Below are 13,052 nucleotides of genomic sequence, written 5' to 3'. Positions count from 1 at the left end.
TACTTAGGCTGACGAGGGGCGTTGCGACAGATTGATTATCTGCCAGGCTCGTCAGCACTAAACCATCTTATTATCCTAACGGCGCTCACCATATCTCTAGATTCAGAGTTGGTGGGCGTTTTTGTGTCTACTGACTCTCAATTTTATTTTTTAAAAAATTCTTAGGAGTATCAAATGGCCGATCAACTGAGTGCCAATATCAAGGCCCAGGACTATGTGATTAAGGATATTAGCTTAGCCGACTGGGGGCGTCGTGAGTTATCCATTGCTGAAACAGAAATGCCAGGTTTAATGGCAACGCGTGAAGAATATGCAGCCAGTCAGCCACTAAAGGGTGCGCGTATTGCGGGTAGCTTACACATGACCATTCAGACCGGCGTGTTAATTGAGACTTTGGTTGCCTTAGGTGCCGAGGTGCGTTGGGCTTCGTGCAATATTTTTTCAACCCAAGACCATGCGGCTGCCGCGATTGCTGCTCAAAATATCCCGGTTTTTGCCATTAAGGGTGAGACCTTGGACGAGTATTGGGCTTATTGCCATGAAATCTTTAATTGGCCGGGCGGTGCCGATCAGCAGGCAAATATGATTCTAGACGACGGTGGCGATGCGACGCTGTTATTGCATTTAGGTGCTAAGGCCGAAAAGGACCCGTCGGTGTTGGATAATCCAAGCAGTGAAGAGGAAAAAGCCTTATTTGCTTCGATTAAAAAGAAATTAGCCGAGGACGCTTCTTGGTACTCAGTCCGCCTTGCTCAAATTAAGGGTGTGACCGAGGAGACGACTACTGGTGTTAATCGTCTTTATCAAATGTCTAAAAAGGGTGAGTTAGCCTTCCCAGCCATTAATGTGAATGACTCCGTAACCAAGTCTAAGTTCGATAATCTTTACGGCTGCCGTGAGTCCTTGGTCGACGGCATTAAGCGCGCAACCGATGTCATGATTGCCGGTAAAATCGCCGTGGTAGTTGGCTTTGGTGACGTCGGTAAGGGCTGCGCCCAAGCACTGCAGGCGCTAAGAGCCCAAGTATGGGTAACGGAAATTGACCCAATCTGCGCCCTGCAAGCCTCAATGGAGGGTTACAAAGTCGTGACCATGGAAGAAGCTGCCGCTAAAGCAGATATTTTTGTGACCGCTACCGGTAATTACCATGTGATTACGCGTGAGCATATGGAACAAATGAAAAACGAAGCGATTGTATGTAATATTGGCCACTTTGATAATGAAATCGATGTCGCTAGCTTAGAGTCGCTGGAGTGGGAAGAGATTAAACCGCAGGTGGATCATGTGATTTTCCCTGATGGTAAACGGATTATTCTACTCGCGCAGGGTCGCTTAGTAAATTTAGGGTGTGCTACCGGTCACCCATCCTTTGTGATGTCTGCTTCCTTTACCAACCAGACCATTGCGCAAATTGAGCTCTTTTGTCATGGTGATAAGTATGAAAATGGTCAAGTCTACGTGTTACCTAAGCATTTAGACGAAAAAGTGGCGCGCCTTCACTTACAAAAACTCGGTGTTCAACTCACCACACTGAGCCAAGAGCAAGCCGACTATATCGGCGTGTCGGTGGACGGACCGTATAAGCCTAACCACTATCGTTACTAATGGTATAGGAAATTTTTTTCCTAAGCGTTCATACTATCAATGATTTAAGGTGATCCTGATTGCAATGCAGTCGGGATCACTGTTTTAGATTTTTTTACTCAATCTGAGGATAGGAGCATACCATGGATTTTATTATTGTTTGGCTGTTAAATGCCTTTGCCTTGATGGCGGTAGCCTTTGTGCTCAAGGGCGTGCACGTTGAAAACTACTTCTCGGCCTTTATTGCTGCAGCCGTGTTGGCTTTGCTTAATACTTTGGTCAAACCGATTTTGGTGATTTTAACCATTCCCATCACCATCGTGACCTTGGGGCTGTTTTTATTGGTCATCAACGGTTTTTTATTTTGGTTAGGTAGTAAGTTTTTAAAAGGCTTTGAAGTACGAGGTGGAGTTGCCTTTTTCTTGGCGCCAATCCTATACTCCCTCTTTACTTCCATCCTCAGCTATATTTTTATGAGATAACAGCATGAATCGAATTGAGACTGAGGGCTCTCGTTTTTTTAGTTTGGAGTATTTCCCGCCGCGAGAGCAGCACGCTCGTGAGCGACTGGTAGAAACCACCAAGCAGCTACTTGAAATTGATCCAGCGTATATCAGCGTGACCTATGGTGCGGGTGGTTCCACCCGTGAAGGCACTGAGGATACTGTGCAGATGGTGTCGAACTTAGGCTGTGAGGCGGTACCACATTTAGCCTGTGTGGGCAGTCAGCCGGAGGCAATTAGGGAGATTCTCGATAGTTATCAGGCCAAAGGCATTCGTCGTATTGTGGCGTTGCGGGGGGATATGCCTTCCGGTATGGGTTTGGCCGATTCACCCTTGCGTAATGCCGTGGATCTGGTGCGTTTGATTAGGGAGCACAGTGGCGATTGGTTTAGTATCAAAGTGGCCGCCTATCCAGAGATGCATCCCCAGGCGGAAAGCTTTGATGAGGACCTCGATCATTTTGTGGCCAAGGTCAATGCTGGCGCCAATATGGCGATTACACAGTATTTTTATAATGCCGATGCCTATTGGGATTTTGTGGATAGAGCGCAGGCTAAGGGCGTAACCATCCCGATTGTGGCAGGAATTATGCCAATTACCAACTATAGCAAATTGGCGCGTTTCTCAAAAATGTGCGGTGCTGAAATCCCACGCTGGATTGCTAAGCGCCTAGAGAGCTATGGGGATGATGTGCAATCAATTCGTGACTTTGGTCATGAAGTGGTGAGCAGGCTATGTGATGATCTACGTCGTGGTGGTGCGCCGGGCATACACTTCTATACGCTCAATCAAGCAGAGCCAGTATTGAAAATTTGCCGTGCCTTGCAAGCCCAGTAGTAAAAATTAAGCCCTTAGGTCGCTTGTCCTAAGGGCTTAATTGATTGATTAAAAACCGAGGGGTGCTTTATTAAGCTCGGAGAGCTTATCATTAATGGCAAAGATTCGACCGCGGATATCCTTGATGCCGACCGCGGCTAGACGGGCTGAATGCATTTCCAAATACTTCTGGGCATTGTGTCGGCTATCGAATAAATAAATCCCGCCCGCTGACTTATCGGCTTGGTTCTCAGTCCAGATTTTCCAGATTAAGCCCGGTTCATTATTAATTGACTTTGCTAAATCCTGCATCGCCGTATACATGGCCTTATCCCACGGTCCATCAAATGGAAAATCTACTTGCAAAATATAATTCATAACATCTCTCCGCTAGTTATCTAGTGTCAGACCTTAGTCTAAAGCCTATAGCACCATCGCCGCAATCCAGCCAAATACTAAGAGCGGGATATTAAAGTGAATAAAGGTCGGGATCACTGAATCGTAGATATGGTTATGCTGACCGTCCACATTTAAACCCATGGTAGGCCCGAGGGTTGAGTCTGAAGCGGGTGAACCCGCATCACCGAGGGCGCCGGCGGTACCAATTAAGGCGACGGTAGCAGCGGTTGAAAAGCCCATGGCCATGCAGATCGGCACATAAATTGCCGCAATAATGGGTAGGGTGGAAAAGGAGCTGCCAATACCCATGGTCACCAATAAACCAACCAATAACATCGCTAGTGCAGCCATGCCTTTATTACCGGCAAAGAGCTCAGCCGAGGCACTAACCAGGCTATTGATTTCGCCGGTAGTTTTCATCACTTCGGCAAAGCCCTGAGCAGAAATCATAATAAAACCAATCATTGCCATCATGCGTAGGCCGTCATTAAACACGGCATCAGCATCACGCCAGCTGATAACACCGAAGGCAATAAAGATGGTAAAACCAATCATCGCACCTAATAGTAAGGAGCCGGTGCTGAGTTGAATCGCAAAGGAACCAATAATGGCGATTAAAGCAATTAGATTGTTGTAGCGCTGGCTTTTATTATTGCCACTTTCTTGCTTGTCATTACTGGTGTTAGTCAGAGGTTTATTTTCATAATGGCGTGGTTTACGATAGCTAATAAAGAGCGCAACCAATAGACCAAAAGCCATTCCAAGGGCAGGGATTGACATCACGCCCATGACATTTAGACCAGAGGTGTCCATGCCGGCTTTATCGATATTACCTAAAAGAATTTGCTTTAAGAAAATCTCACCGAAACCGTAAGGTAGGTACATATAGGTCGTCACTAAGCCAAAGGTGAGTACGCAAGCAATCGCGCGACGGTCGATATTTAAGCGATTAAATACCATAATTAACGGTGGAATAATCAAAGGAATAAAGGCAATGTGAATCGGTACTAAGTTTTGGCTCATCACACCCATAATCGCCAGAATAGCAATTAGCAACCACTTAACCCGAGCACCGGCACTTTGCGTTTTATCTAAGCTCTCAATAACACGATTGGCAATGGCACGTGGTAAACCAGAGTAGGCAATCGCCATCGCAAACGCCCCAAGCATCACATAAGAGAGGGCGATTTGAGCGCCGTTAGCTAGGCCGGTTTGAAAAGCTTCCAAGGTCGCTTTAAGACCTAGACCCGCTAGCAGTCCGCCTGATAAGGCACCGACTAATAAACTTAAAACAACGTGTACTCGAGCTAAGGATAGAATCAGCATAACAAGTACCGCGAGGACGACAGCATTCATGACATACTCCGTGAGTGTGTAATTCAAATTGTAAAGCTTGAATCATAACGTAAGCAAAGAAAGCTGTGTTTTAAACTGGCGCCTGTGGAGAAATTTTTGTCAAAGGCGCTGCCTGAGGGACGGCAGTTGTGCGCACATTGGCAGCGAGGTGATGCATTGCATCATTTGAATGGTGGTGAGGGGTGATATGAAGCACCCCTAGGGTGCTAGCAGTGAGAGGCTGAAAATACGGATGGCTGCAGCGCAAAACTTGCGACTCGCTATGCTAGTAGCGTTGAAGATCAGACCCGATTCCAGGGGGCTAACATCAACAGTCTGGCTAAACCGCAGAACCCGGTTAGACCAGCGACTAATAAACCCGCACCGGCAAAGGCGCTTAAAATGTACCAAGCTGGATTAATCCATGTACCTAAAACAACCCCTAAAATTACCATCAAACCCACAGCGATTTGAACTTGGCGCTGTAGCTCTAACGGTGCATTAGCGACGACTTCCACAGGAAGACCTTGCTTTTGCCAGCTGTCAATACCGCCCTCAAGAATGTAAAATGCCTTTGCTTGTTGTGCGGCGGCAGCTAGTTTATTTGCATTTGTGCGGGTACGCATACCGGATTGACATAAGAAAATCACAACGCGGTCAGCCGGTAGTTGGACGGTTGATAACTCGTCTACCGTGTGATTAATGGAGTCAGGAATATGGCGATTGCGATATTCAGCCGCTGAGCGAATATCAACTAAGATAGCGCCTTCTTTAACCAGTTGAGCAGCCTGCTCGGCAGTAATGAGTGCTAAAGTCATAGGTCAAATCAAAAATAAATAAGGTTAATGGTGTCCTAGTGCGGACTAGGGACAGAAAATCTCCTTGAGCGAAGTCACGATCTTAAACACACGCTCATCGATAATACGATAGTTAAGCGTTTGCGCCTGGCGACGGTAATCAATCAAACCCTCTTTGCGCATAATCGCAATATGTTGGGATAAGGCGGATTGGCTAAGACTCGAATACTGATGAATCTGACCAACACTCATCTCAGCATTTTCAGCGAGTAGACAGAGAATTAACAGTCGATGCGGATTACCTAGGGTTTTGATAAAATCCGCAGCGTCTTTGGATAAAGTTTCTAAATCTTTGGCTTCAATGTTCATATTATCTTTTGCTATTTTAGTATATTGTGAAATACAAATCAAGGTTAAAGGGAAAACTCCTAACAGCAACTCTAAATTATACTGTTTCTCAGGCTAATTCAGCGTCTTAACTGTCAATAGGATGCTTCAGTTTGTAAGCTTTTATAACCGCTTTAATACGCCAATCTGCGACTAAAGTATTAGGCTGGTTATAGCCACTACAGATTCTATCATTAGCAGCTGAAAATTTACAGATCAGATAAAGCACTAAGCATGATTTTTCGCATGCTTAATGCTTTTCTGAGATTGATGCCGATTTGTATGGCGGGAGGTTGGCTTAAATGAGTTTTTGTCTGAGCTTCATTGTCACCCACTCGCTCACGATCACCGTCGCAAAGATGACGATAAGAATCATCGTCACTTTAGGCCAAGCCAGTGTATTGAGGGCTGCATTCAGCTTTAAACCCATACCACCCGCACCGACTAGACCGAGTACGGTGGATTCACGGATATTAATATCCCAACGGAAAACGCAAATACCAGCTAGGGTAGGTGCGATTTGCGGAAACACGCCCCATGTAATCACCTGAGATGGTTTGGCACCCGTGGCGATAATTGCTTCCACTGGTTCTTGACGAATTTCCTCAATCGCCTCATACAGCAATTTACCGATAAAGCCGATCGAACGTAGTGCAATCGCAATGATGCCGGCTAGTACCCCGGGGCCTAAAATTGACACCAATAATAAAGCCCAAATTAATGAGTTAATCGAGCGTGAAGAGACGATAATCAGTAGCGCAAGGGGTCTTAATAGCGCTGCACTCGGTGTGGTGTTACGTGCTGCTAAAAAGGCCACAGGCACTGCCAAGATTGCGCCCAATAAGGTACCTAGGGTAGCGATATTTAAGGTCTCCCAGAGAGGCCACCAAAGCTCTTTCATGGACTGCCAGTTGGGCGGGAACATGCGACCACCAATATCCTGCATTTGGCGTGGCGCATCCATTACAAAGGCCCAAATCGTGTCTTTGGTCATTACTTGGAAGGTCCATAGCACAAAGGCAATGGTCACCAACCAAAGCATAAAAACAGTGGCATTTTGTACGGGAGTGCGCTTATGCCATTGGCGCATTGTTTGAGTATTAACACTTAAACTACTACTCATAACATTTTCCTACGAACAATACTGGAGCAGTATTCAGCAATCATGACGACCGCAATAATTAAGAGCAAAATCGCCGCAGCAGAGCTGTACTCATAGCGATCCATGGAGGTGCCCAAGGTACCACCAATACCGCCTGCACCGACAATACCAATGACCGCCGATTCGCGGAAATTAATATCGAGACGATACAGTGAGAGACCGACTAAGCGCGGCAGACATTGAGTCAATACGGCAAAGTCTAAGGTTTGTATGAAACTAGCACCCGTGGCTTCCATCGCTTCCAATTGAGAAGTTTGGATTTCTTCAATATCCTCTGCCAAGAGCTTGGCTAAAAAGCCGATAGTGGCAAAGCTTAGGGTTAGAAAACCCGCAAAAGCCCCAAAGCCAAATAAAGCCACCATAAAAATGGCCACGATAATTTCATTTAAGGTTCTGGAAATAGCGATAATGCCGCGGCATAATAGATAAATCCAGGTGGGGCTCAAGTTTTTTGCGGCACCGATGGCAATGGGAATAGAGATAATGATGCCGGCCGCGGTTGAGGTCAGCGCCATTGTTAAGCTCTCTACCATGCCTTGCCAAATATCGGCACTGCGGGTAGTGAAGTCAGGGCTTAAAAAGCCTTTAATAAAAATCCACGCACGCTCCCAACCTTGGCTTAAGCGGACCCAGTTAATCTCAAGGGAGCCGATACTTAAGGCCAAATAAATAACAGCCCCAAGCAGTAAGCCATAGCGAGTTAATGGATTACGAATAAAAGGTGGCTTTTTCCATTGGCTAGGATAGGCGGGCGGCATCAAGGAATTAGACGGATTATTCATCAATGTCAATCCTTTAAGCCGCAGAGACGGCAGCATCTTTTAGCGCCGTTGAGCTATCTTCGGTTTCAGAGTCAACGGTGCTTTGAGCAGCGATTTTCTTACAAATAGCGGTCCAGTCCTCATCGCCATAAATGGTACTGAGTACGGTGTCATTGAGCGCTTTAGCAGGCCCATCAAATACCACTGAACCGGCACGTAAACCGACGATGCGTGGCAAGAACTCGCTTGCTAGCACCACATCATGAATATTAATAATGGCAGCAAGGCCACGTTCACGACATAGTTCGATAATGAGACGCATGATTTGCCGCGAGGTCTTAGGGTCTAAGCTAGCAGTCGGTTCATCAATCAGTAATAGATCGGGGCGCTGAATTAAGGCACGGGCAATACCGACACGTTGACGCTGACCGCCGGACAGCTCATCAGCACGGTTGTTTTCTTTACCTTTTAGACCAACGCGGTCTAATAATTCATAGGCTTCGCTAATATCTTCTGGGTTAAAGCGACGAAACCAGCTATTCCAAAAGCCCATCTGTCCCAAGCGACCGGATAGGACATTTTCCATCACCGTTAGACGCTCAATCAAGGCATATTCTTGGAAGATCATGCCAATACGGCGACGTTCATGTCGCAGTTGCTTTTTGGATAATTTGTTGAGATCGTTACCTTGAAGCAAAATAGCGCCATTGCTGGGCTCGACTAAGCGATTAACACAACGGATAAGGGTTGATTTCCCTGCGCCTGAAGGTCCAATCAGGCCAATTACTTCACCTGATTGGACTTCAAGGTTGATCCCCTTAAGCACTGGTTCATTAGTGTTGTAGCGCTTTTCAAGGTCAACAAGTTTAAGCATTAATATACCTTTAAATTATTTGCAGTCGTAGCTGACGTTCATGGCGGCATCAATGTCACGCACAACTTTCCAGTGTTCTTTAAAGGAAATAGGCATGAATTTTTCCTGTGGTGGGTTCACATGGTTAAATTCCTTAGCTAAGCCTGTACCTTCCCAATTAAAGTTGAAGAATGCAGCTTTTACTTTTTCAGCTAACTCTGGCTTTAAGTTATACACATAGCCATAGCCTGTGGTTGGGAATGACTGCGATTTATAGATAGATACGAGCTGATCAGCTTTTACAACATCACGCTCAAGCATACGAGATAAGACGGAGTTGGCAATGGCAGCAGCAGGGTAGTCTTTATTGGCAACACCTAAGATAGAGTTATCGTGCTTACCGCTAAATACGGGTTCAAAGTCTTTGCCGGCCTCCATCTTAAACTCTTGTTTTAATAGCGCTGAGGGCGCTTTATAACCAGAGTTGGAAGTTTCTGAGGTAAAGGCTAGTTTTTTGCCACGAATATCTTCTACTTTTTCAATGCCGCTACCGGGGTAGGTTAGGATTTCCATTTCATAGCCATAACGGTCGTCGTTAGAAGCCATCATGGCAAACGGTACAAAACCAGCGCAGTTAACAGCTAATGGGTTAGAGCCAGTGTTAAAGCCCGCAACGTGTAAACGACCAGCGCGCATCGCCTCTAATTGAGCGGCATTGCTTTGTACTGGGAAGAATTGAACTTTTTTACCGGTTTCGGCAGCTAAGTGATCAATAAACTCTTTCCACACTTCAGCGTAAACAGCCGGATCCTCAACGGGTGTATAAGAAAATACTAAGGTCGCTGGGTCAATCCAATCTTTAGGATCGGTTGGCGCATCTGCCACTAAATCACCGTCCGCATCGGTAAAACGTGAGTCGAGGGCGTGGCTGCTAAAGGGTAAAACAGCAAGTAAGGTGGCTAGTGCCAGGTTTTTGAAGTTGAACATTCCGTGTCCTTTTCAGTTGGTTGTAAGTAAAGTGTCGATTAATGACATGATGTTAGCAATGTATTATTTCAGTTTCATGAATGGAAAAAGAGGAGTCCGGGAGAGCTCAGTGTCTTGATTCGAAACAGCAAGTTAAGGCTTTCGAATTTCAGCCGGTGTGCAGTGAAAATATTGTTTAAAAGCTTGAGTGAAATTAGAGACGTGCTTGTAACCGCATTCGTATGAGATTTCACTGATGCTGAGTGTGTTTTGCCTTTTATATGGTTTAGGAGTTTGGCAGCGCTATTTACGTGAGGCGAAAACTTCGATATTGATATGATGGGAGATTAATTCAAAACGGCGTGAATTAACTCACGCCGTTGATTGCTGTAAAAGGGATGAATGATTACGCCGCATCTCTATGGTAGTGGCGCAAAGCATGCTCTTTACGACGTCCCTCGCTAAAGGCTGAGATTCGTTTCAAGTAACCAATGACGCGGGAGCCGTAATCAATGTCCGTCGAGCCACAATGGCTGCAAGTCTGTAAGGTACGTTTATCAATGTGATTGCAGCTATTACAAATAGTGATTTTGACGTTAATGCAAAAGTAATTGCAACCTGTGCGAGCAGCAATATCAAAGAGTGATTTATAACCCTGTTGGCTTAGTGCTTCATCTAGGTTTAAATGTAGTGCTGAGCCACCATCTAGGTAATCGACTAACTCGCTACCATGCAGTAAAAATTTATCTAGCGCATTAAGCCGTTCATCCTCGACCGGATAAAAATAGGAGTTATAGCATTCGCGAGAAACTTTATAGCCGTCTTCGCTATCCCATTTGGCATTTTTAACACCTAAGTTTTCTGCTGGGACAAACTCCGTATTAAAGCGGACACCATAATGTGCCGATGCTTTTTTATTGGCTTCAAAAATTGTTTTTAAGCGGCTTTGTACAAAGTCAATATACTCGGGGTTATAGCTCGCTTTAATGCCTTGAGATTCTGCTGCCTCAACCATACCATTAATGCCAATCGTGAGAAACTGTTTGTCCATACTGATAAAACCGGCATCATAAACTGAGAGCATACCAGCTTTTAAATAGTCTTCCATTAATTGGCGGTAGGCGTATTGATAACGGTGGATTTTATCTATTTCAGTGGCAAGATCACGTCCATCTTGCTCTAGTCTATTCATATTAAGTGTGATGACGTTGATTGATCCGGTCGCAACACCACCTGCACCTAAGGTATAGGAAAAGGTGTGGTCTTCGATTTCGTTGCGTAAGCGGCAGCAAGAGGCTAATGAATCTGGGTTGTCGGAGAGGTAAATAAAAAAGGAATTACCTTCTGACAGCTCCTTTGCCAAGTGTTCGGCAAAGCTTTGATCTTTGCATTGACCGTTTCCTGTTAGCATGGCCGCTGTTACGACGGGAAAGGTCAGAATAGATTTTGTGCGCTCTTGATTAAACCACGTTAGGAAAAAGTCCTGCAAGCGCGAGACACTTTCCCAAACCGGTTTGCTGAAATCCGGAAACACAAAGTTGCCGAACATAGCATCAAAGTAGTATTTATCATAAATAGAGATATTCCAAAAAACACTTTGATAACCTCGTGCGGCAGCTGGTTGGTTGATACTATAAACAACATGCTGTAAGTGATTGGCTATTTCGTTGGAGTGTGTATCTAAGTAATTATCGCCATAATCTTGTCGAGCAAAATAGTCAAAATAGCTTAGAAACTCAACTGTGGCTACGGCACCGGCAAACTGTGCACTGATTGCGAAGACTAGATTGACAAATGAGCCACAAAAAGAATCTAAATGCTTTGGTGCTTTTGATTCACCGCCCAGTTTAGTTAAACCATCATGTAAAAATGGATAAAGCGTTACGGATACACAATAGGGCTTTAAGCTGGTTTCATCGTGCACATAAATTTCATGCGCTTCAATTTGGCGAATATATTCATCAGCCCATTCTTGGCCAAAAATCTCGTTGATTTTTGCACTCACCTGTGCACGATTAATTTGAATAAGAAAGTCTTTAAGTAGCTCACTTTCCATGGTAGCAATATTTTTATGGGTGACATTAGCATTGGCATCCATGGTTGAGCCGTCGGCCGCATTATGAGCGGCCATATAGTTCCGCATAAAATCGAGTTTAGCGCTGATTTGAGTGGGGCTGAGGCGTATCATTTTTAATATCCTTCCAATAAGTAGATGAGTGGGTAACTGACTATTTGTAAAATAAGTGATTTAGGAGCGTGCCGTTTTTTAAATCGATAAAGCGTTGGTTAGTGCTTGATTGATCTAGGCCACCAAGTTCCGGAATCCATGGCCCAGTTTTTAAATAATCTAATAGCGGCAGTAATTGCGCAGGTACTTGCTCTTTTTCTAAACCAGTATATAAACAAGTTTTTAAATTAGCTTGGCGGGACAAGGCTAAATAGACTGTTAATTCATCGGGGAGCCATTCGCCGCCCATAAATAAAACACAAGAGATTAAGTTACGATATTGCTGCAAGCGTCGACTGAAATGTTCAATGCTTAATATCTCACCTGAGTTCGCTTTCCAAGTGTCAGCGCTATGACACCCTTTGCAACGTAGTGGGCAGCCTGTAAACTGATAGGCGAGTGATACTTCACCAGGCACCTCAATCCACACAACCTCCTCATGTTGGTATCTTAAATTTCTCATATCACTATATATTGTGGTTGTTTATAAAAAATAACTATATGTAGTGTTTTAGTGATTATTACTAGGTGTATTGATAAAAACAAGCAAGGAAACTTTGGCTTGTTGACTCAGATCAAGATAAAATAAAAAGCCAGAAAAACACGAGATGATAAAAGTCTCAAAAGTACTTGTTTTAATTGAGAAAAAGGCTATACTAAAAGTGATTCATGGATGATGTGTGTGTTTTTACACAACAATAATTCAGCCACAAAAGCTAATACGCTTGACAGCATAAAATATATAGCTCATAATTCATATCTTTCCCAGTTAAGGGAGCTAGGGATAACCCCTAGCGAAGCAAAGTTTCAGTCAGATGCGGTGGCTTCAAAGCAACACGCTAAAATTTATTTTCAAATATTTTTTAAAAAAGTGTTGACAAATAGATTTAGATGATTCATAATTTAAATCTTTGTTGCTCACGAAGCAGCGCTGATGGCAACAAGCTAAGCGATTCGTTAGGATGGTTTAGCTGGTTGAAATCAACCAAGTGTTCTTTAACAATTTAAACAACCGATAAGTGTGGGCACTTAACATGGTGAGCGACCGCCGTTTCACGACGGTGAGCGAAATAAATTATGTTTTAAGTGCTTATGCTTAAGTTATGAAGAAATAGTAAGGTTATATCCTTGTGTGATATGANCTGTTTTATTTCTTTTGAGTACTAAAGTAATTAAGCGAAGATAGGTAGTTGCTACGGTGATTATCTATCGCAGTCAATGCAGAGATTAAACTGAAGAGTTTGATCCTGGCTCAGATTGA

The 13,052-nt window shown here is 44.3% G+C and carries 14 protein-coding genes and 1 riboswitch; of the genes, 3 read left to right on the top strand and 11 right to left on the bottom strand.

Annotated elements, in window-relative coordinates; genetic code table 11:
- The first annotated feature begins 7 nt into the window (after positions 1–7).
- Positions 8–94: riboswitch (S-adenosyl-L-homocysteine riboswitch) on the top strand.
- 80 nt (positions 95–174) lie between these two features.
- The 3 genes from ahcY to metF all read left to right on the top strand — a co-directional run bounded on the left by ahcY (position 175) and on the right by metF (position 2,925).
- On the top strand, positions 175–1,605 hold the full coding sequence (ahcY, locus tag A3GA_RS0108735; protein WP_018027022.1) for an adenosylhomocysteinase: 1,431 nt from the start codon (positions 175–177) through the stop codon (positions 1,603–1,605).
- 122 nt (positions 1,606–1,727) lie between these two features.
- Positions 1,728–2,066 carry a phage holin family protein gene (locus A3GA_RS0108730; protein ID WP_018027021.1) on the top strand — a complete coding sequence of 113 codons (339 nt, stop codon included), beginning with the start codon at positions 1,728–1,730 and terminating at the stop codon, positions 2,064–2,066.
- Positions 2,067–2,070: 4 nt separating this feature from the next.
- Positions 2,071–2,925 (top strand): methylenetetrahydrofolate reductase [NAD(P)H], encoded by an 855-nt coding sequence (gene metF / locus A3GA_RS0108725; protein ID WP_018027020.1) that lies wholly within the window; start codon positions 2,071–2,073, stop codon positions 2,923–2,925.
- A 48-nt stretch (positions 2,926–2,973) separates the two neighbouring features.
- Here the strand turns inward: metF and A3GA_RS0108720 are convergent, their stop codons facing one another.
- The 11 genes from A3GA_RS0108720 to nrdG all read right to left on the bottom strand — a co-directional run bounded on the left by A3GA_RS0108720 (position 2,974) and on the right by nrdG (position 12,254).
- The gene (locus A3GA_RS0108720; protein ID WP_018027019.1) at positions 2,974–3,282 is read right to left on the bottom strand and encodes a monooxygenase; all 309 of its coding nucleotides are present in this window, start codon (positions 3,280–3,282) and stop codon (positions 2,974–2,976) included.
- A gap of 45 nt (positions 3,283–3,327) precedes the next feature.
- A complete protein-coding gene (locus tag A3GA_RS0108715; protein WP_018027018.1) occupies positions 3,328–4,659 on the bottom strand; it encodes a Na+/H+ antiporter family protein in 1,332 nt (443 codons plus the stop codon).
- Between the two features lie 281 nt (positions 4,660–4,940).
- On the bottom strand, positions 4,941–5,456 hold the full coding sequence (locus tag A3GA_RS0108710) for a rhodanese family protein (protein ID WP_018027017.1): 516 nt from the start codon (positions 5,454–5,456) through the stop codon (positions 4,941–4,943).
- 45 nt (positions 5,457–5,501) lie between these two features.
- The gene (locus A3GA_RS0108705; protein ID WP_018027016.1) at positions 5,502–5,804 is read right to left on the bottom strand and encodes an ArsR/SmtB family transcription factor; all 303 of its coding nucleotides are present in this window, start codon (positions 5,802–5,804) and stop codon (positions 5,502–5,504) included.
- A 316-nt stretch (positions 5,805–6,120) separates the two neighbouring features.
- Positions 6,121–6,945: a phosphonate ABC transporter, permease protein PhnE gene (phnE, locus tag A3GA_RS0108700; RefSeq protein ID WP_018027015.1), complete on the bottom strand. Its 825-nt coding sequence runs from the start codon at positions 6,943–6,945 to the stop codon at positions 6,121–6,123.
- Entirely contained in the window at positions 6,942–7,766 is an 825-nt protein-coding gene (phnE, locus tag A3GA_RS0108695; RefSeq protein WP_018027014.1) for a phosphonate ABC transporter, permease protein PhnE, read from the bottom strand. Before phnE (A3GA_RS0108695) ends, phnE (A3GA_RS0108700) begins: the two co-directional genes overlap by 4 nt.
- A 13-nt stretch (positions 7,767–7,779) precedes the next feature.
- The gene (gene phnC, locus A3GA_RS0108690; RefSeq protein WP_018027013.1) at positions 7,780–8,619 is read right to left on the bottom strand and encodes a phosphonate ABC transporter ATP-binding protein; all 840 of its coding nucleotides are present in this window, start codon (positions 8,617–8,619) and stop codon (positions 7,780–7,782) included.
- A 15-nt stretch (positions 8,620–8,634) separates the two neighbouring features.
- A complete protein-coding gene (gene phnD, locus A3GA_RS0108685) occupies positions 8,635–9,585 on the bottom strand; it encodes a phosphate/phosphite/phosphonate ABC transporter substrate-binding protein (protein ID WP_018027012.1) in 951 nt (316 codons plus the stop codon).
- Positions 9,586–9,717: 132 nt separating this feature from the next.
- Complete coding sequence (locus A3GA_RS12475; protein WP_081606608.1) at positions 9,718–9,822, bottom strand: helix-turn-helix domain-containing protein; 105 nt, start codon at positions 9,820–9,822, stop codon at positions 9,718–9,720.
- Positions 9,823–9,970: 148 nt separating this feature from the next.
- Positions 9,971–11,752, bottom strand: coding sequence for an anaerobic ribonucleoside-triphosphate reductase (nrdD, locus tag A3GA_RS0108680; RefSeq protein WP_018027011.1), 1,782 nt, complete (start codon positions 11,750–11,752; stop codon positions 9,971–9,973).
- Between the two features lie 40 nt (positions 11,753–11,792).
- Positions 11,793–12,254 carry an anaerobic ribonucleoside-triphosphate reductase activating protein gene (nrdG, locus tag A3GA_RS0108675; RefSeq protein ID WP_026156904.1) on the bottom strand — a complete coding sequence of 154 codons (462 nt, stop codon included), beginning with the start codon at positions 12,252–12,254 and terminating at the stop codon, positions 11,793–11,795.
- Between the last annotated feature and the right edge of the window lie 798 nt (positions 12,255–13,052).

This window comes from Oligella urethralis DSM 7531, from assembly GCF_000372065.1.
GTDB lineage: Bacteria > Pseudomonadota > Gammaproteobacteria > Burkholderiales > Burkholderiaceae_B > Oligella > Oligella urethralis.
This window is presented reverse-complemented; position numbering and strand designations above follow the sequence as displayed.

Bases quoted from the DNA above. Each gene is read 5' to 3' on its own strand.
- ahcY (WP_018027022.1), top strand. From the start codon at position 175: ATGGCCGATCAACTGAGTGCCAATATCAAGGCCCAGGACTATGTGATT.
- A3GA_RS0108730 (WP_018027021.1), top strand. From the start codon at position 1,728: ATGGATTTTATTATTGTTTGGCTGTTAAATGCCTTTGCCTTGATGGCG.
- metF (WP_018027020.1), top strand. From the start codon at position 2,071: ATGAATCGAATTGAGACTGAGGGCTCTCGTTTTTTTAGTTTGGAGTAT.
- A3GA_RS0108720 (WP_018027019.1), bottom strand. From the start codon at position 3,282: ATGAATTATATTTTGCAAGTAGATTTTCCATTTGATGGACCGTGGGAT.
- A3GA_RS0108715 (WP_018027018.1), bottom strand. From the start codon at position 4,659: ATGAATGCTGTCGTCCTCGCGGTACTTGTTATGCTGATTCTATCCTTA.
- A3GA_RS0108710 (WP_018027017.1), bottom strand. From the start codon at position 5,456: ATGACTTTAGCACTCATTACTGCCGAGCAGGCTGCTCAACTGGTTAAA.
- A3GA_RS0108705 (WP_018027016.1), bottom strand. From the start codon at position 5,804: ATGAACATTGAAGCCAAAGATTTAGAAACTTTATCCAAAGACGCTGCG.
- phnE (WP_018027015.1), bottom strand. From the start codon at position 6,945: ATGAGTAGTAGTTTAAGTGTTAATACTCAAACAATGCGCCAATGGCAT.
- phnE (WP_018027014.1), bottom strand. From the start codon at position 7,766: ATGAATAATCCGTCTAATTCCTTGATGCCGCCCGCCTATCCTAGCCAA.
- phnC (WP_018027013.1), bottom strand. From the start codon at position 8,619: ATGCTTAAACTTGTTGACCTTGAAAAGCGCTACAACACTAATGAACCA.
- phnD (WP_018027012.1), bottom strand. From the start codon at position 9,585: ATGTTCAACTTCAAAAACCTGGCACTAGCCACCTTACTTGCTGTTTTA.
- nrdD (WP_018027011.1), bottom strand. From the start codon at position 11,752: ATGATACGCCTCAGCCCCACTCAAATCAGCGCTAAACTCGATTTTATG.
- nrdG (WP_026156904.1), bottom strand. From the start codon at position 12,254: ATGAGAAATTTAAGATACCAACATGAGGAGGTTGTGTGGATTGAGGTG.